Origin of the sequence: Streptomyces anulatus, assembly GCF_000721175.1 — a bacterium.
Classification (GTDB): Bacteria; Actinomycetota; Actinomycetes; order Streptomycetales; family Streptomycetaceae; genus Streptomyces; species Streptomyces anulatus_C.
The window spans coordinates 226,011-245,841 of record NZ_JOEZ01000021.1 but is presented as its reverse complement, the minus strand read 5'-3'; the positions used below and the strand labels follow the sequence as shown (position 1 = coordinate 245,841).

18 protein-coding genes are annotated in these 19,831 nt (G+C 70.4%); 12 read left to right on the top strand and 6 right to left on the bottom strand.

Annotation, left to right across the window (positions count from 1 at the left end; translation table 11 throughout):
* Positions 1–173: 173 nt before the first annotated feature.
* Positions 174–2,441, bottom strand: coding sequence for a (Fe-S)-binding protein (locus IG90_RS0125015; protein WP_030588729.1), 2,268 nt, complete (start codon positions 2,439–2,441; stop codon positions 174–176).
* Between the two features lie 95 nt (positions 2,442–2,536).
* Positions 2,537–3,190, bottom strand: coding sequence for a sugar transferase (locus IG90_RS39745; protein ID WP_033894642.1), 654 nt, complete (start codon positions 3,188–3,190; stop codon positions 2,537–2,539).
* Positions 3,191–3,777: 587 nt separating this feature from the next.
* Here IG90_RS39745 and dnaK point away from each other — a divergent pair.
* The 4 genes from dnaK (at position 3,778) to IG90_RS0124990 (ending at position 8,013) form a co-directional block, all read left to right on the top strand.
* Positions 3,778–5,631: a molecular chaperone DnaK gene (dnaK, locus tag IG90_RS0125005; protein ID WP_030588723.1), complete on the top strand. Its 1,854-nt coding sequence runs from the start codon at positions 3,778–3,780 to the stop codon at positions 5,629–5,631.
* Positions 5,628–6,278: a nucleotide exchange factor GrpE gene (gene grpE / locus IG90_RS0125000; protein WP_030588720.1), complete on the top strand. Its 651-nt coding sequence runs from the start codon at positions 5,628–5,630 to the stop codon at positions 6,276–6,278. Before dnaK ends, grpE begins: the two co-directional genes overlap by 4 nt.
* Positions 6,279–6,374: 96 nt before the next feature.
* Positions 6,375–7,565, top strand: coding sequence for a molecular chaperone DnaJ (gene dnaJ / locus IG90_RS0124995; protein ID WP_030588716.1), 1,191 nt, complete (start codon positions 6,375–6,377; stop codon positions 7,563–7,565).
* A 1-nt stretch (position 7,566) separates the two neighbouring features.
* On the top strand, positions 7,567–8,013 hold the full coding sequence (locus IG90_RS0124990) for a heat shock protein transcriptional repressor HspR (RefSeq protein WP_030588712.1): 447 nt from the start codon (positions 7,567–7,569) through the stop codon (positions 8,011–8,013).
* Positions 8,014–8,086: 73 nt separating this feature from the next.
* On the opposite strand, the gene IG90_RS0124985 is transcribed toward IG90_RS0124990, so the two are convergent.
* The gene (locus tag IG90_RS0124985) at positions 8,087–8,611 is read right to left on the bottom strand and encodes a hypothetical protein (protein ID WP_030588709.1); all 525 of its coding nucleotides are present in this window, start codon (positions 8,609–8,611) and stop codon (positions 8,087–8,089) included.
* 231 nt (positions 8,612–8,842) lie between these two features.
* Positions 8,843–9,853: a helix-turn-helix transcriptional regulator gene (locus IG90_RS0124980; RefSeq protein ID WP_206433845.1), complete on the bottom strand. Its 1,011-nt coding sequence runs from the start codon at positions 9,851–9,853 to the stop codon at positions 8,843–8,845.
* A gap of 101 nt (positions 9,854–9,954) precedes the next feature.
* On the opposite strand from IG90_RS0124980, the gene IG90_RS0124975 reads away from it, so the two are divergent.
* Positions 9,955–10,194 (top strand): hypothetical protein, encoded by a 240-nt coding sequence (locus IG90_RS0124975; RefSeq protein ID WP_030588704.1) that lies wholly within the window; start codon positions 9,955–9,957, stop codon positions 10,192–10,194.
* On the top strand, positions 10,191–10,511 hold the full coding sequence (locus tag IG90_RS0124970; RefSeq protein WP_030588701.1) for a Rieske (2Fe-2S) protein: 321 nt from the start codon (positions 10,191–10,193) through the stop codon (positions 10,509–10,511). The genes IG90_RS0124975 and IG90_RS0124970 overlap by 4 nt, the downstream gene beginning before the upstream one ends.
* A 124-nt stretch (positions 10,512–10,635) precedes the next feature.
* On the opposite strand, the gene IG90_RS44385 is transcribed toward IG90_RS0124970, so the two are convergent.
* Positions 10,636–11,037, bottom strand: a complete 402-nt coding sequence (locus IG90_RS44385; protein WP_030588698.1) for a pyridoxamine 5'-phosphate oxidase family protein — start codon at positions 11,035–11,037, stop codon at positions 10,636–10,638.
* Between the two features lie 177 nt (positions 11,038–11,214).
* Between IG90_RS44385 and clpB the strand changes: the two genes are divergently transcribed.
* Together clpB and IG90_RS0124955 are read left to right on the top strand one after the other, a co-directional pair.
* Positions 11,215–13,812, top strand: a complete 2,598-nt coding sequence (gene clpB / locus IG90_RS0124960; RefSeq protein ID WP_030588695.1) for an ATP-dependent chaperone ClpB — start codon at positions 11,215–11,217, stop codon at positions 13,810–13,812.
* A 161-nt stretch (positions 13,813–13,973) separates the two neighbouring features.
* Positions 13,974–14,519, top strand: a complete 546-nt coding sequence (locus tag IG90_RS0124955) for a type III secretion system chaperone family protein (protein WP_030588692.1) — start codon at positions 13,974–13,976, stop codon at positions 14,517–14,519.
* Positions 14,520–14,613: 94 nt separating this feature from the next.
* On the opposite strand, the gene IG90_RS0124950 is transcribed toward IG90_RS0124955, so the two are convergent.
* Positions 14,614–15,810 carry a pyridoxal phosphate-dependent aminotransferase gene (locus IG90_RS0124950; protein WP_030588690.1) on the bottom strand — a complete coding sequence of 399 codons (1,197 nt, stop codon included), beginning with the start codon at positions 15,808–15,810 and terminating at the stop codon, positions 14,614–14,616.
* A gap of 139 nt (positions 15,811–15,949) precedes the next feature.
* On the opposite strand from IG90_RS0124950, the gene IG90_RS0124945 reads away from it, so the two are divergent.
* The 4 genes from IG90_RS0124945 to IG90_RS0124930 all read left to right on the top strand — a co-directional run bounded on the left by IG90_RS0124945 (position 15,950) and on the right by IG90_RS0124930 (position 19,794).
* A complete protein-coding gene (locus tag IG90_RS0124945; RefSeq protein WP_030588687.1) occupies positions 15,950–16,231 on the top strand; it encodes a hypothetical protein in 282 nt (93 codons plus the stop codon).
* A gap of 321 nt (positions 16,232–16,552) precedes the next feature.
* Entirely contained in the window at positions 16,553–17,074 is a 522-nt protein-coding gene (locus IG90_RS0124940) for a DUF2617 family protein (RefSeq protein WP_030588684.1), read from the top strand.
* Between the two features lie 67 nt (positions 17,075–17,141).
* Entirely contained in the window at positions 17,142–18,740 is a 1,599-nt protein-coding gene (locus tag IG90_RS0124935; protein WP_030588681.1) for a polyamine aminopropyltransferase, read from the top strand.
* 127 nt (positions 18,741–18,867) lie between these two features.
* Complete coding sequence (locus tag IG90_RS0124930; RefSeq protein WP_030588678.1) at positions 18,868–19,794, top strand: SRPBCC family protein; 927 nt, start codon at positions 18,868–18,870, stop codon at positions 19,792–19,794.
* The last annotated feature ends 37 nt before the right edge of the window (positions 19,795–19,831 follow it).

Below are 19,831 nucleotides of genomic sequence, written 5' to 3'. Positions count from 1 at the left end.
CGGGTTTCTCCGGGGCACATGATGCTCCAGATACGTCGTCGCGTACATGCCCGAGTTCACATGCGGCGGTCGTCACTTTCCGTACGGCACGCGACGCGGCGGCCCGGGCACGGAAAAGCGGCCGGTCCCGCCCTCGAGGCAGGTCCGGCCGCTCGTCGTGTTGACGCGTTACGTCACTTTGCCGGTTCGGGCTCCGGTGCGTCCACCTGCTCCGACTCGCCCGCCGGGTCCGCCGGGGTCTTCACCGACTCCAGGAGGAGCTGCGAGACGTCCACGACCTGGATGGACTCCTTGGCCTGGCCGTCGTTCTTCTTGCCGTTGACCGAGTCGGTCAGCATGACGAGGCAGAACGGGCAGGCGGTGGAGACGATGTCCGGGTTGAGGGCGAGGGCTTCGTCGACGCGCTCGTTGTTGACGCGCTTGCCGATCCGCTCCTCCATCCACATCCTGGCACCACCGGCGCCGCAGCAGAAGCCGCGCTCCTTGTGGCGGTGCATCTCCTCGTTCCGCAGGCCCGGGACCTTCGCGATGATCTCGCGCGGCGGGGTGTAGATCTTGTTGTGACGGCCCAGGTAGCAGGGGTCGTGGTACGTGATCAGGCCCTCGACCGGGGTCACCGGGATCAGCTTGCCCTCGTCGATGAGGTGCTGGAGCAGCTGCGTGTGGTGGATGACCTCGTACTCGCCGCCGAGCTGCGGGTACTCGTTCGCGATCGTGTTGAAGCAGTGCGGGCAGGTCGCGACGATCTTCTTCGACGACTTGGGCTTCTTCGTCGCCGTGTCCTCGTCGTCCTCGCCGTACGCCATGTTCAGCATGGCCACGTTCTCCTGGCCGAGCTGCTGGAACAGCGGCTCGTTGCCCAGGCGGCGGGCGGAGTCACCGGTGCACTTCTCGTCGCCGCCCATGATCGCGAACTTGACGCCCGCGATGTGCAGCAGCTCCGCGAAGGCCTTGGTGGTCTTCTTGGCCCGGTCCTCCAGGGCGCCCGCGCAGCCGACCCAGTACAGGTAGTCGACCTCGGTGAGGTCCTCGACGTCCTTCCCGACGATCGGGACCTCGAAGTCGACCTCCTTGGTCCACTCGACGCGGGCCTTCTTGGCCAGCCCCCAGGGGTTGCCCTTCTTCTCCAGGTTCTTGAGCATCGTGCCCGCCTCGGACGGGAACGCGGACTCGATCATCACCTGGTAGCGGCGCATGTCGACGATGTGGTCGATGTGCTCGATGTCGACCGGGCACTGCTCGACGCACGCACCACAGGTGGTGCAGGACCAGAGCACGTCCGGGTCGATGACGCCGTTCTCCTCGGCGGTCCCGATCAGCGGGCGCTCGGCCTCGGCGAGGGCGGCCGCGGGAACGTCCTTGAGCTGCTCCTCGGTGGCCTTCTCGTTGCCCTCCATGTCCTTGCCGCCGCCGGCCAGGAGGTAGGGGGCCTTGGCGTGCGCGTGGTCGCGCAGGGACATGATCAGGAGCTTCGGCGAGAGCGGCTTGCCGGTGTTCCAGGCGGGGCACTGCGACTGGCAGCGGCCGCACTCGGTGCAGGTGGAGAAGTCGAGGATGCCCTTCCAGGAGAACTGCTCGACCTGGGAGACACCGAAGGTGTCGTCCTCGCCCGGGTCCTCGAAGTCGATCTCCTTGCCGCCCGACGTCATCGGCAGCAGCGCGCCGAGCGCGACGTCGCCGTCGGCGTTCCGCTTGAACCAGATGTTCGGGAAGCCGAGGAAGCGGTGCCAGGCGACACCCATGTTGGTGTTGAGCGAGACCGTGATCATCCAGATCAGCGAGGTGCCGATCTTGATCATCGCGGTGAAGTAGATGAGCGTCTGGAGGGTGCCGACGCTCAGCCCCTTGAAGGCGAGGACCAGCGGGTAGGACACGAAGTAGGCGGCGTCGTAGCTTTCGACGTGGTGGATCGCGCCTTCAAGCCCGCGCAGCACCAGGATCGCGAGGCCGATGGTCAGGATGATGTACTCGACGAAGTACGCCTGCCAGGCCTTCGAGCCCGCGAAGCGCGACTTGCGACCGGCCCGGGAGGGCAGGTTCAGCAGCCGGATCACCATCAGGGCCACGATACCGACGACCGTCATCAGGCCGATGAACTCGATGTACATCTCGAACGGCAGGAAGCCGCCGATGATCGGCAGCACCCAGTCCGCCTGGAAGAGCTGTCCGTACGCCTGGAGCAGTGTCGGCGGCAGCGTCAGGAAGCCGATGGCGACGAACCAGTGGGCGAAGCCGACGATCTTCCACCGGTTCATCCGGGTGTGGCCGAGGAACTCCTTGACCAGGGTGATCGTCCGCTGCTTGGGGTCGTTGGTGCGGCTGCCTGCTGGTACCGGCTGTCCCAGACGGACGAAGCGGTAGATCTGCGCGACGGCTCGGGTGATGAGCGCAACGCCGACGACCGTCAGCACCAGCGACACAATGATCGCGGCGAGTTGCATTTCGGGGCTCCTCGGGCCTGCGAGAGCGGGATCCAGTTGTTACTGCCCACCACTACTAAGCAGTAACTTAATTAGTCTGTGCTGACACTATCCACTTATTCCACCGCGCTGTAGCCGGGTCGTCGGTGATCTGCGTCGCTCAGGCGTGCCTTCGTGCGACGGGCCTTCCGGAGCCGCGTCCGCAGAGGATCGCGTGCGGCTTCGGCGAGGATCGCCAGGTTGAGCACCACTCCATGGTGCTCTGCGTAGTGCTGGTCCAGCAGGGCGGGGTCGTCCCACGGCATGCCGGAGCGGGCGCGCACCTGCGCCAGCCCGGTCAGGCCCGGCCGCATCTCCTGCCGCCACTTCCGGGCCCCCGGCCCCGCGGCGCGCGGGTCGCCCGGGGGCAGGGGGGCGGGGCCGACGAGCGCGAGTTCGCCCCGTACGACATGGGGGAGCCGGGAGAGTACGTCCAGGCGGAAGCTCCGGGTGCGCAGGGTCCGCAGTTCGAAGACCCGGCCGCCCAGGCCGGTCCTGGGCCGGCGGTCCCAGGCGCCGCCCGGGGTGCGCCGCGCGGCCAGGGCGAGGGCCGCCACGGCGACGGCGGGCGCGGTCAGGATCAGCAGGGCGAGGCCGAGGATCAGGTCCAGGGCCCGTTCGGCCGTCGTGCGCGGGGTGAAGCGGTCCGCCAGCCACCCGGCCCGGTCGGTGAGGCCGGCCAGACGCGCCGCGGGGCGCGAGGGGAAGTGACTCCTGGCCGTTCCGGTCACCGTTCTGTACGGGTACGGGGGCGGGCTGCTCGGTTCCGGCGCGTAGGGCTTCGGCGCGTACGGCTTCGGGCTGCCCGGTTCCGGCACGGGCGGCTTCGCCTCGTACGGCTCCAGGCGTCGCTGGGGCGGCGGGGTCGGTCGAGGCTGCTGGGCTTGCCGGTTCTCGTGGTTCTTCTGCTGGTTCTTGAGGCTCTTCCGGCCCTTCTGGCTCTTCGAGTGCTTCGAGCTCTTCCGGTTCTTCCGCCGTACGCGCGGCTTCCTCGCGTTCTGCATCGCGCCCGCCCGGGGTTCGAGGTTCGGTGGTGTGACGATCCACGGTGAAACCTGCCGGTCGATGACGATTGTGACTGTCTCACGGCATTTTGTGACAGAACGATCCCACGGTGAGACGGTGGGGTGGGCGGTGCGCGAGGGGTGTGGCGTGCGCGGGTGTGGTGGTGGGGTGACGAGGGCGGCCCGGCGAGGGTCGGGTGTGCGCTATGTGAGCACTTAAGTTGAGCGTAAGAGACTCAGGTCTGTTGACTCCTGGACGGGCGTCGTGCATTCTTGAGTCAGATCCACTCAAGTAGTCAGTTGGAGGAATTGAAATGGCACGTGCGGTCGGCATCGACCTGGGCACGACTAACTCCGTCGTCAGCGTTCTCGAAGGCGGCGAGCCCACCGTCATCACCAACGCCGAAGGCGCCAGGACCACGCCGTCCGTCGTCGCCTTCGCCAAGAACGGCGAGGTGCTCGTCGGCGAGGTCGCGAAGCGCCAGGCGGTCACCAACGTCGACAGGACCATCCGCTCCGTCAAGCGCCACATGGGCACTGACTGGAAGATCGACCTGGACGGCAAGAGCTTCAACCCGCAGCAGATGAGCGCCTTCATCCTGCAGAAGCTGAAGCGTGACGCCGAGTCCTACCTGGGCGAGAAGGTGACCGACGCGGTCATCACCGTCCCGGCGTACTTCAACGACTCCGAGCGTCAGGCGACGAAGGAGGCCGGTGAGATCGCGGGCCTCAACGTCCTGCGCATCGTCAACGAGCCGACCGCCGCCGCACTGGCGTACGGCCTCGACAAGGACGACCAGACGATCCTCGTCTTCGACCTCGGTGGCGGCACCTTCGACGTGTCCCTCCTGGAGATCGGCGACGGTGTCGTCGAGGTGAAGGCCACCAACGGTGACAACCACCTCGGTGGTGACGACTGGGACCAGCGCGTCGTCGACTACCTGGTGAAGCAGTTCGCCAACGGGCACGGCGTGGACCTGTCCAAGGACAAGATGGCTCTCCAGCGTCTCCGCGAGGCCGCGGAGAAGGCGAAGATCGAGCTCTCGTCCTCGACCGAGACCACGATCAACCTGCCCTACATCACGGCGTCCGCCGAGGGCCCGCTGCACCTGGACGAGAAGCTCACGCGCTCGCAGTTCCAGCAGCTGACCTCGGACCTCCTGGACCGCTGCAAGACCCCGTTCCACAACGTCATCAAGGACGCGGGCATCCAGCTCTCCGAGATCGACCACGTCGTTCTCGTCGGTGGCTCCACCCGTATGCCCGCTGTCGCCGAGCTCGTCAAGGAGCTGACCGGCGGCCAGGAGGCCAACAAGGGTGTGAACCCGGACGAGGTCGTCGCCATCGGCGCCTCGCTCCAGGCCGGTGTCCTCAAGGGCGAGGTCAAGGACGTCCTGCTCCTCGACGTCACTCCGCTGTCCCTCGGCATCGAGACCAAGGGAGGGATCATGACCAAGCTCATCGAGCGCAACACCACGATCCCGACCAAGCGCTCCGAGATCTTCACGACGGCCGAGGACAACCAGCCGTCCGTGCAGATCCAGGTCTACCAGGGCGAGCGCGAGATCGCGGCGTACAACAAGAAGCTCGGGATGTTCGAGCTGACCGGTCTGCCGCCGGCCCCGCGCGGTGTGCCGCAGATCGAGGTCGCCTTCGACATCGACGCCAACGGCATCATGCACGTCGCCGCCAAGGACCTCGGCACCGGCAAGGAGCAGAAGATGACCGTCACCGGCGGCTCCTCGCTGCCGAAGGACGAGGTCAACCGGATGCGCGAAGAGGCCGAGAAGTACGCGGAGGAGGACCACGCCCGCCGCGAGGCCGCCGAGTCGCGCAACCAGGGCGAGCAGCTCGTCTACCAGACGGAGAAGTTCCTCAAGGACAACGAGGACAAGGTCCCCGCGGACGTGAAGACGGAGGTGGAGACCGCTGTCGGCGAGCTGAAGGAGAAGCTCAAGGGCGAGGACTCCGCCGAGATCCGTACGGCCACCGAGAAGGTCGCGGCCGTCTCCCAGAAGCTGGGCCAGGCGATGTACGCCAACGCCCAGGCCGAGGGTGCGACCCCCGGCGCCGAGGCCCCGGGCGGCGCCCAGAACAAGGCCGACGACGACGTCGTCGACGCCGAGATCGTGGACGACGAGAAGGACACCAAGGGCGGTGCGGCGTGACCGAGGAGACTCCGGGCTTCGAGGAGAAGCCCGACGTCCCCTCCGGCGCCACCCCTGATGACGCCGAGCCGAAGGCTGCCGAACCCTCCGAGGAGGAGGCGGCGGCCCCGGCCGGGGACACCGACCCGACCGTCGGTCTGACCGCACAGCTGGACCAGGTACGCACCGCGCTCGGTGAGCGCACCGCGGACCTCCAGCGGCTCCAGGCCGAGTACCAGAACTACCGTCGCCGCGTCGAGCGGGACCGGGTCACGGTGAAGGAGATCGCCGTCGCGAACCTCCTGTCCGAGCTCCTGCCCGTGCTCGACGACGTCGGCCGCGCGCGGGAACACGGCGAGCTGGTCGGCGGCTTCAAGTCGGTCGCGGAATCGCTGGAGACCACCGTCGCGAAGCTGGGCCTCCAGCAGTTCGGCAAGGAGGGCGAGCCCTTCGACCCGACGATCCACGAGGCCCTGATGCACAGCTACGCGCCGGACGTCACCGAGACGACCTGCGTGGCGATCCTGCAGCCGGGGTATCGCATCGGCGAGCGCACCATCCGCCCCGCGCGGGTGGCCGTCGCCGAGCCGCAGCCGGGCGCCACGCCCACCGCGGCCAAGGAAGAGAAGACCGACGACGAGGAGAGCGGTGGCACCGAGGAGGTCTGACGGCAACGCGTCTGATCACCACGGTGCACACCGACCGGCCCGGCGGCCGGCCCACGGGCCGGCCGCTCGGCCGATCGTCCGGAAGGAGGGACGTCGATGAGCACGAAGGACTTCGTCGAGAAGGACTACTACAAGGTCCTCGGCGTCCCCAAGGACGCCACCGACGCCGAGGTCAAGAAGGCGTACCGGAAGCTCGCCCGAGAGTTCCACCCGGACGCCAACAAGGGTGACGTCAAGGCGGAGGAGCGCTTCAAGGAGATCTCCGAGGCGAACGACGTCCTCGGTGACCCCAAGAAGCGCAAGGAGTACGACGAGGCGCGCGCCCTATTCGGCAACGGCGGCTTCCGGCCCGGCCCCGGTGGTGCGGGCGGCAACTTCAACTTCGACCTGGGCGACCTCTTCGGCGGGGGAGCCCCGGGCGGCGGACAGGGCGGTGCGGGCGGCGGCTTCGGCGGCGGGGGCGGTCTCGGCGACGTCTTCGGCGGGCTGTTCAACCGCGGCGGCGCGGGCACCCGCGTCCAGCCGAAGCGCGGCCAGGACATCGAGTCCGAGGTGACGCTCAGCTTCACCGAGGCGGTCGACGGGGCCACGGTCCCGCTGCGGATGTCCAGCCAGGCGCCCTGCAAGGCGTGTTCCGGCACCGGCGACAAGAACGGCACCCCCAGGGTCTGCCCGACCTGTGTCGGCACCGGCCAGGTCTCGCGCGGCAGCGGCGGCGGCTTCTCGCTCACCGACCCCTGTGTGGACTGCAAGGGCCGGGGCCTCATCGCTCAGGACCCCTGCGACGTCTGCAAGGGCAGCGGCCGGGCGAAGTCGGCGCGCACCATGCAGGTGAGGATCCCGGCGGGCGTCTCCGACGGCCAGCGGATCCGGCTGCGCGGCAAGGGCGGCGCGGGCGAACGCGGCGGTCCGGCCGGCGACCTGTACGTCGTCGTCCACGTCGGCGCCCACCCGGTCTTCGGCCGCAAGGGCGACAACCTCACCGTCACCGTGCCCGTCACCTACCCGGAGGCGACGCTCGGCGGCGAGGTGAAGGTACCCACCCTCGGGGGACCCCCTGTCACCCTGAAGCTTCCCGCCGGCACCCCCAACGGGCGTACGATGCGCGCCCGGGGCAAGGGCGCGGTGCGCAAGGACGGCACCCGCGGCGACCTGTTGGTCACCGTGGAGGTCGCGGTCCCCAGGGACCTGGGCCAGGAGGCCAGGGACGCCCTGGAGGCCTACCGGAAGGCGACCGCGGACGAGGACCCGCGGGCGGAACTGTTCCAGGCCGCGAAGGGAGCTTGAGATGGACGGCCGTCGACGCAATCCGTACCAGCTGACCGATGAGACACCCGTGTACGTGATCTCGATCGCGGCCCAGCTCTCGGGCCTCCATCCGCAGACACTGCGCCAGTACGACCGTCTCGGCCTGGTCTCCCCGGACCGTACGGCCGGGCGCGGCCGGCGCTACTCGGCCCGCGACATCGAGCTGCTGCGCACCGTGCAGCAGCTGTCGCAGGACGAGGGCATCAACCTCGCGGGCATCAAGCGGATCATCGAGCTGGAGAACCAGGTGGCCGCGCTCCAGCAGCGCGTCGCCGAGCTCTCGGCGGCGGTGGACGGCGCGGCGGTCGCCATGCAGCAGCGGGAGGCCCAGGTGCACGCCTCGTACCGCCGGGACCTGGTGCCGTACCAGGACGTGCAGCAGACCGGCGCGCTGGTGGTCTGGCGGCCGAAGCCGAAGCGGCCTTAGGGCCCTTTGTACGCCGACGGGGCCGGGAGAGCGTTCACTCGCTCTCCCGGCCCCGTCGGCGTATCGCTCCGGCCTACGGCAGGGCGGCGCTGATCGCGTCGACCGCCATCATCCACATCGGCTGGCCGCCGGTGCCGAACGCGGCGGCCAGGGCGTAGCCGATCGCCGCGTCGGCCGGCTCGACCGTGGCCCCGTCCCGCCATTCGGCGAGCACCCGCCGGTCGCCGTCCGAGGAGAAGTCCCCGATGTGCCTGCCGTCGCGGGTCAGCCGGCTGCTCGGGACCGAGTCGGGCACGAGCCGGTAGGACGCACCCGCGCAGCGGACGTCGACCCGGTAGGAGCGGCGGCGGAGCTTCCCCTTCCCGGGCACGATCGTCGCCTCCCGGCCGTCCACGGTGAGCGTGAGCCGGCGGGGGTCGCGGGTGCCGATGACGATGTGGTCGTCCACCTCCGCGCCGGGGGCGCGGGTGAGGACGACGCGGGGGATGCCCTCGCCGCTCACGACGAGCATCTCGCCGTGCTCACCGGTGAGTTCGACCAGGATGTCCCCGTGGTGGTCGTCCTCGACGGCGGCGGGTATGGGGGTGGTGTCGGTCATCGGGGCTTCGTGGTCCTTCGGTCGCGCGGAGGGAGTTCGCCGTCAGGTCGGTCAGGACTGACGTACCAGATCCTCTCAGGGGGCGGGGGCGGTCAGGAGTTCACCGCTCACCCGGTCATGCGCCGCTGCGGTCCGTCTCGATGTGCCCGCGCGGCCGCGCTCTCCCCCTTGTGCGGCCGTGTCCCTGCCAGGGGATGGGCGAGGAGGGGGAGAGCGGTGGCCGGGAGAGGCTCAGGAGCTCTGGTCCAGGATTCCTGAACGCGCGATCAGATAGCCGAGTTGGGCGCGACTGCTGCTGCCCAGGGCGGCGGAGAGTTTGGCCACGTGGGCGCGGCAGGTCCGGACGTTCATGCCGAGTCGGCGGGCGATGGAATCGTCGACATGCCCCTCGACGAGAAGTTGGGCGATGGAACGCTGCACGCCGCTGATTCCCTGGGGCATCGGGTCGTACTTGACCTCTTCGAGGAGAGGCGCGGCACGGGTCCAGAGTTGTTCGAAGACCTTGACGAGGTATTCGACGAGGCCGGGGTGGCGTAGTTCGAGGGCGACCTGGCGGTCGTCCTGGGCGGGGATGAAGGCGACCGTGCGGTCGAAGACGATCAGGCGCTCTATGAGTTCCTCGAGTGTCCGGATCTCCACGTTGTCGTTGGCGATGCGCTCGGCGTAGGCCAGGGTGCTGGGGCTGTGGCGCACCGTGTGCTGATAGAGGGTGCGGATGCGCACCCCGCGGTGGACGACGGACAGCCCGCGCTCCAGCGACTTGCTGAGCTGGTCCTCGTTCCGTCCGCCGCCCGGCTGGACGGTGAGCACCTCGGCCCGGCATTCCGTGGTCGCGAGGTCGAGCGCGGCGTTGATCCGGTTGACGCCCTCCAGCACGGTGATGGCATGGGTCATGGGCGGGCCCTGGGCGCTGATGTCCATGAAAGGCTCGAAGGACTCGGTCAGTTCCACCGAATGCCGTCGGCGTTCCTGGATCTCGCGTTCTATGGGATGCAGGTGCTGGGCCAACGCCGCTGACGGCGGCACCGGCCGGAGCCAGCCCGGGTCGTCCGGGTCGGGATGGAGCAGGGCGAATTCCATCAGGCACGGAGCGGGTTCCAGCTCGGATCGGGCGATACGGCCGGACCGGAGCGCGGTGGCGTAAAGACGCCCCCCTGCTTCGCATAGTTCGGTGATCCCGTGAGGATGTGTCGTCTTTATGCTGCTTGTGGTCATTTCTCCACCCCCCAGGTTCCTGAACATTCAGGAACATGATGCATCGACCCAGTGGTGTTCGCGTGCCCAGGTGGGACATCGTCTTAGGTGCGGGGGAGAAGAATCCACAAGTGAGGACGAAGCCGACTATGTACAAGCGAATGCTTCGCTCGGCGCTTGCCGCCTCGTTCGTCGCGGCCCTTGGACTCGGGCTGACGGGCGTCGGCGTCACGGGCGGCAGCGGCGAGCAGAAGGCTGTTCAGGCTGCAGCACCCGGCGACATCGGCTGGGTCGCGCCCGCCGCGGCCCCCGGTGACATCGGTTGGATCGCGCCCGCCGCGGTCCCAGGCGACATCGGTTGGGTCGCTCCGGCCCGCACGGTCGCATGACCACCCCGCCGGACGACCGCACCTTCCGGCGCGAGATGGCAACCGCCTATCGCTCAGGGTGGCATTTCATCGATCTGCTCACGGCCCTCCCCCGCCGTGGCGACTCGTTGATGGTCACCCTGTTCGGAGAGCCGATCGTCGTGGTGATGGAAGAGGACGAGGACGTCCGCGCCTATCGCTGTCTCCGCCGGCCCCGTGGGGCGCCGCAGCCGGTCCGCTGCGCCGTCAGGTACGGCATGATCTTCGTCAATCTCGATCAGCGGGACCACGAGCTGTTCGACGCAGAACCCCTTTCCGCCACCCCCCGCAGTGCCTGAGCGATTCCCCCGTCGTCACCTGTCGCTCCAGGCGCTTCCCCCACACAGCGGCGCCACCGTGACCTGAACACGGTGGCGCCGTTGTGCTGTTCCCGTCCGGGGGGCAGGTGCCCAGGGGTGGTGGTCAGGCCTTGCCGAGCGCCCGGTCGAGGGTGATCTCGATGACGACCCGGGTCGGGTTGATCCGCGGGGCGCGGCCGTAGCGCTCCTCGTGGCGGGCCTCCGCGTCCGCGACGGCCTCCGGCTCGGTGCGGATGACCGCGCGGCCCTCCAGGGTCGCCCAGCGGGCCCGGTCGATCTGGCAGACGGCCACGCGTGCCCCGTCGGGGCCGGCGGCGCGGATGTTGGCGACCTTGCGGCTGCCGCCGTCGGTGATCACGCGTGCCACCCCGGCCTCCGGGTCGTACGTCACGCACACCGGCACCACGTGCGGCGTGCCGTCCGGGCGGGGAGTCGTCAAGGTGGACAGGTGGCTCTCGCGCCAGAACGCGACGTATGCGGGAGCGGGATCGTGTACGTCTGCCATGGGGGCAGCGTACGAGCACCCTCCGAGCGGGCGCGCGGCGCGTGTGCGTACAGGCATCGCCCGCCCGCCCGGCGCCGCAGCGCGTGCACTCAGGGCCTTGAGTGGAATAGACTCAACTTTGTGCACGTTGTTCAGGTCAATGCAGGACCCGCCAGCTGCGAGGAGGAGTAACCACACGTGGACGCCGAGCTGACCAACAAGAGCCGGGATGCCATCAACGCGGCCACCGGAAGGGCCGTGAAGGACGGGCACCCCGACCTCACCCCGGGGCATCTGCTTCTTGCTCTGCTGGAGGGTGAGGACAACGAGAACATCGTCGACCTGCTCGCCGCCGCCGAGGCCGACCAGGCGCTGGTGCGCGGCGAGACCGAGCGGCTGCTCGGGGCGCTGCCCAGCGTCACCGGTTCCACCGTGGCCCCGCCGCAGCCCAACCGTGAGCTGCTCGCCGTCATCCAGGACGCCGCCCAGCGGGCGAAGGAGCTGGGCGACGACTACATCTCCACCGAGCACCTGCTGATCGGCATCGCCGCCAAGGGCGGCCGTGCGGGTGAGATCCTCGACGGGCAGGGCGCCGGTGCGAAGAAGTTGCTGGCCGCATTCGAGACGAGCAGGGGAGGGCGTCGCGTGACCACACCCGACCCGGAGGGCCAGTACAAGGCCCTGGAGAAGTTCGGCACCGACTTCACGGCCGCCGCGCGCGAGGGCAAGCTGGACCCGGTCATCGGCCGCGACCAGGAGATCCGCCGCGTCGTGCAGGTGCTGTCGCGCCGGACGAAGAACAACCCCGTGCTCATCGGTGAGCCCGGCGTCGGCAAGACCGCCGTCGTCGAGGGGCTCGCCCAGCGCATCGTCAAGGGTGACGTCCCCGAGAGCCTGAAGAACAAGCGGCTGGTCTCCCTCGACCTCGGCGCGATGGTCGCGGGCGCGAAGTACCGCGGCGAGTTCGAGGAGCGCCTGAAGACCGTCCTCTCCGAGATCAAGGAGAGCGACGGCCAGATCATCACCTTCATCGACGAGCTGCACACCGTCGTGGGCGCAGGCGCGGGCGGCGACTCCGCCATGGACGCGGGCAACATGCTCAAGCCGATGCTCGCCCGCGGTGAGCTGCGCATGGTGGGCGCGACCACGCTCGACGAGTACCGCGAGCGCATCGAGAAGGACCCGGCCCTGGAGCGCCGCTTCCAGCAGGTGCTGGTCGCCGAGCCGTCGGTCGAGGACACCATCGCGATCCTGCGCGGTCTCAAGGGCCGTTACGAGGCCCACCACAAGGTGCAGATCGCGGACTCGGCGCTGGTCGCCGCCGCCACCCTCTCCGACCGCTACATCACCTCCCGGTTCCTCCCCGACAAGGCCATCGACCTGGTCGACGAGGCCGCCTCCCGGCTCCGCATGGAGATCGACTCCTCCCCGCTGGAGATCGACGAACTCCAGCGTTCCGTCGACCGGTTGCGCATGGAGGAACTGGCGCTGAAGAACGAGTCCGACGCCGCCTCCAAGCAGCGCCTGGAGAAGCTGCGCCGCGACCTCGCCGACAAGGAGGAGGAGCTGCGCGGCCTCAACGCCCGCTGGGAGAAGGAGAAGCAGGGCCTCAACCGGGTCGGTGAGCTCAAGGAGCGCCTCGACGAACTGCGCGGACAGGCCGAACGCGCCCAGCGTGACGGCGACTTCGACGCCGCGTCCAAGCTGCTGTACGGGGAGATCCCGGGCCTGGAGCGGGAACTGGAGGTGGCCGCCGAGGCGGAGCAGGAAGCCTCCAAGGACACCATGGTCAAGGAGGAGGTCGGCCCGGACGACATCGCCGACGTCGTCGGTGCCTGGACCGGTATCCCGGCCGGGCGGCTGCTGGAGGGCGAGACCCAGAAGCTGCTGCGGATGGAGTCCGAGCTCGGCAAGCGGCTGATCGGCCAGTCCGAGGCGGTGCAGGCCGTCTCCGACGCCGTACGCCGCACGCGCGCCGGGATCGCGGACCCCGACCGGCCCACCGGTTCGTTCCTCTTCCTCGGCCCCACCGGCGTCGGCAAGACCGAGCTGGCCAAGGCCCTGGCGGACTTCCTCTTCGACGACGAGCGGGCCATGATCCGCATCGACATGAGCGAGTACGGCGAGAAGCACAGCGTCGCCCGCCTCGTCGGTGCCCCGCCCGGCTACGTGGGCTACGAGGAGGGCGGCCAGCTCACCGAGGCCGTCCGCCGCCGCCCGTACAGCGTCGTGCTCCTGGACGAGGTCGAGAAGGCCCACCCCGAGGTCTTCGACATCCTGCTCCAGGTCCTCGACGACGGCAGGCTCACCGACGGCCAGGGCCGCACGGTCGACTTCCGCAACACCATCCTCGTCCTCACCTCCAACCTCGGCAGCCAGTTCCTGATGGACCCCCTGGTCAAGCCCGAGGTCAAGAAGGAGCAGGTGCTGGAAGTGGTGCGGGCCTCCTTCAAGCCGGAGTTCATCAACCGGCTGGACGACCTGGTGGTCTTCTCGGCGCTCTCCGGCGACGAGCTCGCGCACATCGCGAAGCTCCAGGTGGACCGCCTCGCGGGCCGCCTCGCCGACCGGCGGCTCACCCTCGACGTCACCCCCGAGGCGCTGGCCTGGCTCGCCGTGGAGGGCAACGACCCGGCGTACGGGGCGCGCCCGCTGCGCCGCCTCATCCAGACGGCGATCGGCGACCGGCTCGCCAGGGAGATCCTCTCCGGCGAGATCACGGACGGCGACACCGTCCGGGTGGACCGGGCCGAGGACGGACTGACCGTCGGCCCGGTCGCCGGCCCAGCCTCGTAACACCCGGGCACGCGGCCCGCCACGCGCTGTCAGGGACAGCCCGTACGGCCCCCTCCCCCACCGGCTCCCTGTCAGCTTGTGGCGGATAGGGGCCGTGCGGGCTTGCCATGCCCCGCCCGCCATGGGAGAGGATGGCCGCAACCGCACGAAGGGAAATAACGGTGAGCATCGATCCGTCCTCGATTCCTAATTTCGGGGGCCAGCCCGAACCGCAGGCGGCAGGACCGGAGGGCCCCGTCGTCCCTGACCAGGACCTCGTCAAGCAGCTCCTCGACCAGATGGAGCTGAAGTACGTCGTCGACGACGAGGGCGACCTCGCGGCGCCGTGGGAAGAGTTCCGGACGTACTTCATGTTCCGGGGCGAGGACGAGCAGCAGGTCTTCTCGGTCCGTACGTTCTACGACCGCCCCCACGCGCTCGACCAGCGTCCCGTCCTGCTGGACGCCATCGACGACTGGAACCGCCGCACCCTGTGGCCCAAGGTCTACACCCACGCCCACGAGGGCGAGGAGGGCGAGGCGGGTTCCGTCCGGCTGATCGGTGAGGCGCAGATGCTCATCGGCACCGGCGTCAGCCTGGAGCACTTCGTCTCCTCGACGGTGAGCTGGGTGCGCGCCTCGATCGAGTTCGACAAGTGGCTCGTCGAGCGCCTCGGCATCCAGCCCGCCGAGGGCGAGAAGGACGGCGAGGAGCCCGCGGGCGCCTAGGGCGTGCCCTAGGACACGCCCTGGCGTGTCCCACAGCTGTGCCGAACGGCCCGGGAGGCGGCCATCACGACCGTCTGCCGGGCCGTCCGCGTGCTCAGCCGAGCCGCCCCAGCCGCTCCACCGCCTCCTCCAGCACATCGTCCTTCTTGCAGAAGGTGAAGCGGACCTGGCTGCGGCCCGCCTCCGGATCGTCGTAGAAGACCGAGTTCGGCACCGCCGCCACCCCGCAGCGTTCCGGCAGGGCGCGGCAGAAGGCGTACGCGTCCTCGTCGCCGAGCGGGGCGATGTCGGTGGTGATGAAGTACGTCCCCGCCGGCTCGTACACCCGGAAGCCCGCGGCGCGCAGGCCCTTCGCCAGCAGGTCCCGCTTGCGGCGCATGCCCTCGCGGAAGTCGGTGAAGAAGGCGTCGGGCAGGGCCAGCGCCTCGGCGATGGCGTACTGGAACGGGCCCCCGCTCACGAAGGTCAGATACTGCTTCGCCGTGCGCACGGCCGCCACCAGGGGCGCGTCCCCGGTGACCCAGCCGATCTTCCAGCCGGTGTACGAGAAGGTCTTGCCCGACGAGGAGACCGACACCGTGCGTTCGCGCATTCCGGGGAGCGCGGCGATCGGGTGGTGCGCCCCCGTGAAGACCAGGTGTTCGTACACCTCGTCGGTGACGACCAGCAGATCGTGCTCCACCGCGAGGGCCGCGATCCCGGCCAGTTCGTCGGGGGTGAGCACCGCGCCGGTCGGGTTGTGCGGGGTGTTCAGGAGCAGGAGACGGGTGCGCGGGGTGATCAGGGTGCGCAGCTCGTCGAGGTCCGGACGGAAGTCCGGGGCGCGCAGGGTGAGCGGTACGCGCTTCGCGCCCGCCATCGCGATGCAGGCGGCGTACGAGTCGTAGTACGGCTCGAACGCGATGACCTCGTCGCCCGGTTCGAGGAGGGCGAGCAGGGAGGCGGCGATCGCCTCGGTGGCCCCGGTCGTCACCAGGACCTCCGTTTCCGGGGACCAGGTCAGGCCGTAGAAGCGCTCCTGGTGGGTGGCGACGGCGTTACGGAGTTCCGGGACGCCGGGGCCCGGTGGGTACTGGTTGCCGTGGCCGGCGCGCAGCGCCCGGACCGCCGCCTCCCGGATCTCCTCGGGGCCGTCGGTGTCGGGGAAGCCCTGGCCGAGGTTGATGGAGTCGGTCCGTACGGCCAGCGCGGACATCTCCGCGAAGATCGTCGTGCCGAACGCGGCGAGGCGGCGGTTGAGCAGCGGTCGTCCCTGCGCCGGGTTTCCCTGGGGCGCTCGTCCCTGTGTCATGGGCGCCATCCTGTGCCGAAGCTCTGGAGTTGCTCAAGTCCGCTTTGGCGCGCGGCGGCGGTGGGCATCCCGTTGTCACACAGCAACGGGGAAGCGACGGGGGACCTCGCTTCGGGGGAAAGAAGGGCGGGTGGGGAGCATGGGCGTCTTCATCGCGGTGCTGATCGCCGCGGCTGTCGTCGGAGGGCTGCTGATCGTGCTGCGGGCCACCGGTGGGAGCAGGTCGTCGAATTCGCGCAACTGGCGCCGCCGCTCCACGAGCAGGGCGTCGGCCGGCGGCGAGAGTCTCGGCGGTGGCGCCGGTGGCGCCTGGTGGGCGGGCGGCACCGACTCCGGCAGCGGTGGCTCCGGCGGCCACTCCTGCGGCGGCGGCTCGTCGTGCGGCGGGGGCGGGGGCGGCTGCGGCGGGGGTGGCAGCTGACCGGGCCACCGCCGCACGGTCACCCACAGTGACCCGGCACCGGGCGTCCGGAGGGTGAACTCCCTTCGGACGCCTTTTTGTTGAGCGACGCGGACGTTTTCGGTTGAACAGTTGAACCCGTGAGCCCCCGAGGGGATGGAAACCACGGCAAGTTGGGCGAAAGCGCTGTGAGCGCGGCGTACTTCGTGATTCCCTCAACGAAGAGAACATTCAGCCCTCGGACCCCAGTTGGACCAGATCGGGCGCTCCCCACCTCCCACGCGCAGTCATCCCGGGGCGTCCTGCTGTCCATGTGTCCATGTGTGTTTGCGGAGCCCACCCATGCTCACCACCCTCCAGACGGCCTACTCCGATACCCGCGCCGCCGACCTGGCCTGGATGCTGGGACGGGAGCCGCTGCCCGCCCTGGCGGTCCTCGACCTCCGGCTCGACGGCGCCGAACTCCAGTTGAGGCTGCTCGGCGCCTCCCACCAGGTACTCCTCCAGGAGGACCGCGACGTCTGCTCCGAGACCGTGGCCTGTATGCCCGGCAGCACCACCCCCCTGCCCCTCGGCGTCGCGAAGCGGCTCGGGGGCTGGGAGTACGAATTCGCCGCGCGCGTCGAGACCCTGACCCAGGGGCAGTTCGCCGGGCGGGCCCAGGAACTGCTCGCCCTGGTGAGCGACCACCCGCACGGACTGGCGGGCACCTTCCCCGGCAGCCCGCACGCCTTCACCGCGATGCTCGCCCAGCGCACCGAGGGCCAGGTGCGGTGGCGCACCTGGCACGCGTATCCGCAGGAAGGGCAGTTGGTGGTGACCCGGACCCGGGTGGGGGTGCGGACTCCCGCGCCCGCGGCCTGAGCGGCCAGGGGACTCGCACCCGTGTGGGTGACAAACCGCGACGTCGCGGTCACGTAGCGTTCGCCGCATGATCGATCAGCAGGTGCCGCTGCGAGGGGGCGCGGCTCGGCTTCCCGTACGGCCGAGGACCGGCCGGGTCCTCGTGCTGGCCGCGGTCTTCATCTGCGCCGCCTGCGGTCTCGTCTACGAGCTCGAACTGGTCGCACTCGCCTCCTACCTGATCGGTGATTCGGTCACCCAGGCCTCCGTCGTGCTGTCCGTGATGGTGTTCGCGATGGGCATCGGCTCCCTTCTCGCGAAACGTTTGCGCTGCCATGCCGCCGTCGGTTTCGGGATGGTCGAGGCGGCCCTCGCGCTGATCGGCGGCTCCTCGGCGCTGGTGCTCTACGCCTCGTTCGCCTGGCTCGGCGAGTCGCAGTACGCGCTGGTCGGGTTCTCGCTGGCGATCGGGGTGCTGATCGGCGCGGAGATCCCGCTGCTGATGACGCTGATCCAGCGCGTCGACCGGCAGGACGCGGGCGGGGCCGTCGCCGACCTGTTCGCCGCCGACTACGTGGGCGCGCTGGTCGGCGGTCTCGCGTTCCCCTTTCTGCTGCTGCCGATGCTGGGGCAGTTGACCGGTGCGCTGTTCACCGGCGCGGTCAACGCGGCGGCGGGCGGCGCGCTGGTCCTGTGGGTGTTCCGGCGCGACCTCAGTTCCCGTTCCCGGTGGCTCCTCGTCCTGGTCAACGTCTCGGTGATCGCGCTCCTGGGCACCGCCACGGTGCTGGTCGACGACTTCGAGCGGGCGGCGCGCCGGGCGGTGTACGGGGACCAGGTGCGGGTCGCCGTGCGGACGGGGGTGCAGGAGGTCGTCCTGACCGGGGCCGACCGCGATTCCCTCGACCTCTATCTGGACGGCCGGCTGCGGGTCAGCGCCCGCGACGAGTACCGCTACCACGAGGCGCTGGTGCACCCCGCGATGAACGGGCCCCGCGCCCGCGTGCTCATTTTGGGCGGCGGCGACGGCCTCGCCGCCCGTGAGGTGCTGCGCTACCGGGACGTCCGCTCGGTCACCGTCGTCGAGCTGGACCCGGCCGTCACCCGACTGGCCCGTACGGACCCCGCCCTCTCGGAGCTGAACGGCCACGCCTTCCGCGACCCCCGTGTCACGGTGGTCGGGGCCGACGCGTTCCCCTGGCTCCGGTCCGACCGGGGACGCTACGACGTGGTGATCTCCGACCTCCCGGACCCGGGCATCACCGCCAGTACGAAGCTGTACTCCGCCGAGTTCTACGGGCTGGTCGCGGAGGCCCTGGCCCCGGACGGGCGGCTCGTGGTGCACGCGGGGCCGCTGGGGGCCCGGCCGCGGACCTTCTGGACGGTGGAGGCCTCAATGCGCGCGGGCGGCCTCGCGACCCGCCCGTACCACGTCGCCGGCCGGTACGCGGGCTTCGCCGCGAGCCCGGACCGGGGCCGCGGCGACGAGCGGGAGGGGGAGGGCTGGGGCTTCCTCCTCGCCGGACCAGGCCGGGCGCCGCGGCCCGCGCTGGCCGCCGGAGGGCCCGTACCGCGGTCGCTGGGGGGTCGGGAGCTGCGCGAGGGGGCGCGGGCCGCTGCCGACGCCCGGCTGCCGGGGCTGATCCCGTCGACGCTGATCCACCCGCGCTACTGGGAGGACGCGTGAGCCCGCCCCGGGGACCCGGTCGGACGGCCTCGCGCCAAGCGGTCGGACGCCTTCCCGGCATGCGGGTCCGGCTTTCCGCGGGCGGACGCGCTGACGTCCGGGCCGGGGCCGATTAGGCTCGGTTGCCATGGAGCATGAGGTGTTCGTTCCGGTTCCCGTCCCGACCCTGTTGCGCACGCTCGAAGACCCCGCCCGGGTCGCCCGCTGCGTTCCCGGCCTCCAGCAGGACGCCGACGCGTCGGCGCCGCCCCTGGCGGGCCGGCTGAAGCTCCGGGCCGGCGGCCACACCATCACCTACCGGGGCGAGCTGCTGCTCACCGGCCCGGAGGGCGGCGGAGGCTCCGACGGGCAGCGTTTCTCGGTGACCGGGAAGGGCGTGGAGGCCCGGGGCACCGGTGCGGTCGAGCTGGCCCTGACCATCGGCCTCACGGAGGCGGACGGCGGGACGACCCTCGCGTACAGCGGTACGGCGGGCGGGGACGGGCGGCTGGTCGAGCTGGAGGAGGGCGCGGCACTCGCGGCCGCCCACCGGCTCCTGGACCGCTTCACCCAGCAGCTGGTGACGGAGTCCCTGGCGGCGCGGGACGAGGACGCGGGGGAGGGCGAGGGCGAGGGCGAGGAGAGTGGCGACGATTACGGTGCGGTGGCCGCCGAGGGGCTTGAGGGCGACGAGGACGGCGCCCCTTCTCCGGAGGCCGACGAAGCGCTTTCTCCCGGTGCCGGTGCCGGTGCCGATGCGGGTGCAGACGCGGGCGACGACGACTCCGGGTCCGTGTTCGACTCGCCCGTGCCGCCTCCCTCGCTCGACCCTGTCGCCGGGGTGGAGTTCACCGTTCCGGACGAACCGCCCGCCGAGGCCGCGCACGCCCGCCGCACCATGATCGGGCGTAGCGCCGAGGAGGTCGACCACGCGCCCCCGCGGGGACGCTACGCCCCCGTGCCCTCCCCGGAGGCGGGCGGCGCCGGCACCACCCTGCGGTGGGTCGCCCCGGCCGCCGCCCTCGCGCTGGCCTCCGCCGTGGTGCTGGGCCGGGCACTGCGGCGCCGGAGGTAGTGGGCTTCGGAGGCAGCGGCGGCCAGTAGGGTCGTCG

Coding starts and splice junctions, on each gene's coding strand:
- IG90_RS0124975 (WP_030588704.1), top strand. CDS start 9,955: ATGTACAAGCGAATGCTTCGCTCGGCGCTTGCCGCCTCGTTCGTCGCG.
- IG90_RS0124950 (WP_030588690.1), bottom strand. CDS start 15,810: ATGACACAGGGACGAGCGCCCCAGGGAAACCCGGCGCAGGGACGACCG.
- dnaJ (WP_030588716.1), top strand. CDS start 6,375: ATGAGCACGAAGGACTTCGTCGAGAAGGACTACTACAAGGTCCTCGGC.
- IG90_RS0125015 (WP_030588729.1), bottom strand. CDS start 2,441: ATGCAACTCGCCGCGATCATTGTGTCGCTGGTGCTGACGGTCGTCGGC.
- IG90_RS0124980 (WP_206433845.1), bottom strand. CDS start 9,853: ATGTTCAGGAACCTGGGGGGTGGAGAAATGACCACAAGCAGCATAAAG.
- IG90_RS0124935 (WP_030588681.1), top strand. CDS start 17,142: ATGATCGATCAGCAGGTGCCGCTGCGAGGGGGCGCGGCTCGGCTTCCC.
- IG90_RS0124930 (WP_030588678.1), top strand. CDS start 18,868: ATGGAGCATGAGGTGTTCGTTCCGGTTCCCGTCCCGACCCTGTTGCGC.
- IG90_RS0124940 (WP_030588684.1), top strand. CDS start 16,553: ATGCTCACCACCCTCCAGACGGCCTACTCCGATACCCGCGCCGCCGAC.
- IG90_RS0124945 (WP_030588687.1), top strand. CDS start 15,950: ATGGGCGTCTTCATCGCGGTGCTGATCGCCGCGGCTGTCGTCGGAGGG.
- IG90_RS0124985 (WP_030588709.1), bottom strand. CDS start 8,611: ATGACCGACACCACCCCCATACCCGCCGCCGTCGAGGACGACCACCAC.
- IG90_RS0124970 (WP_030588701.1), top strand. CDS start 10,191: ATGACCACCCCGCCGGACGACCGCACCTTCCGGCGCGAGATGGCAACC.
- IG90_RS0124990 (WP_030588712.1), top strand. CDS start 7,567: ATGGACGGCCGTCGACGCAATCCGTACCAGCTGACCGATGAGACACCC.
- dnaK (WP_030588723.1), top strand. CDS start 3,778: ATGGCACGTGCGGTCGGCATCGACCTGGGCACGACTAACTCCGTCGTC.
- IG90_RS44385 (WP_030588698.1), bottom strand. CDS start 11,037: ATGGCAGACGTACACGATCCCGCTCCCGCATACGTCGCGTTCTGGCGC.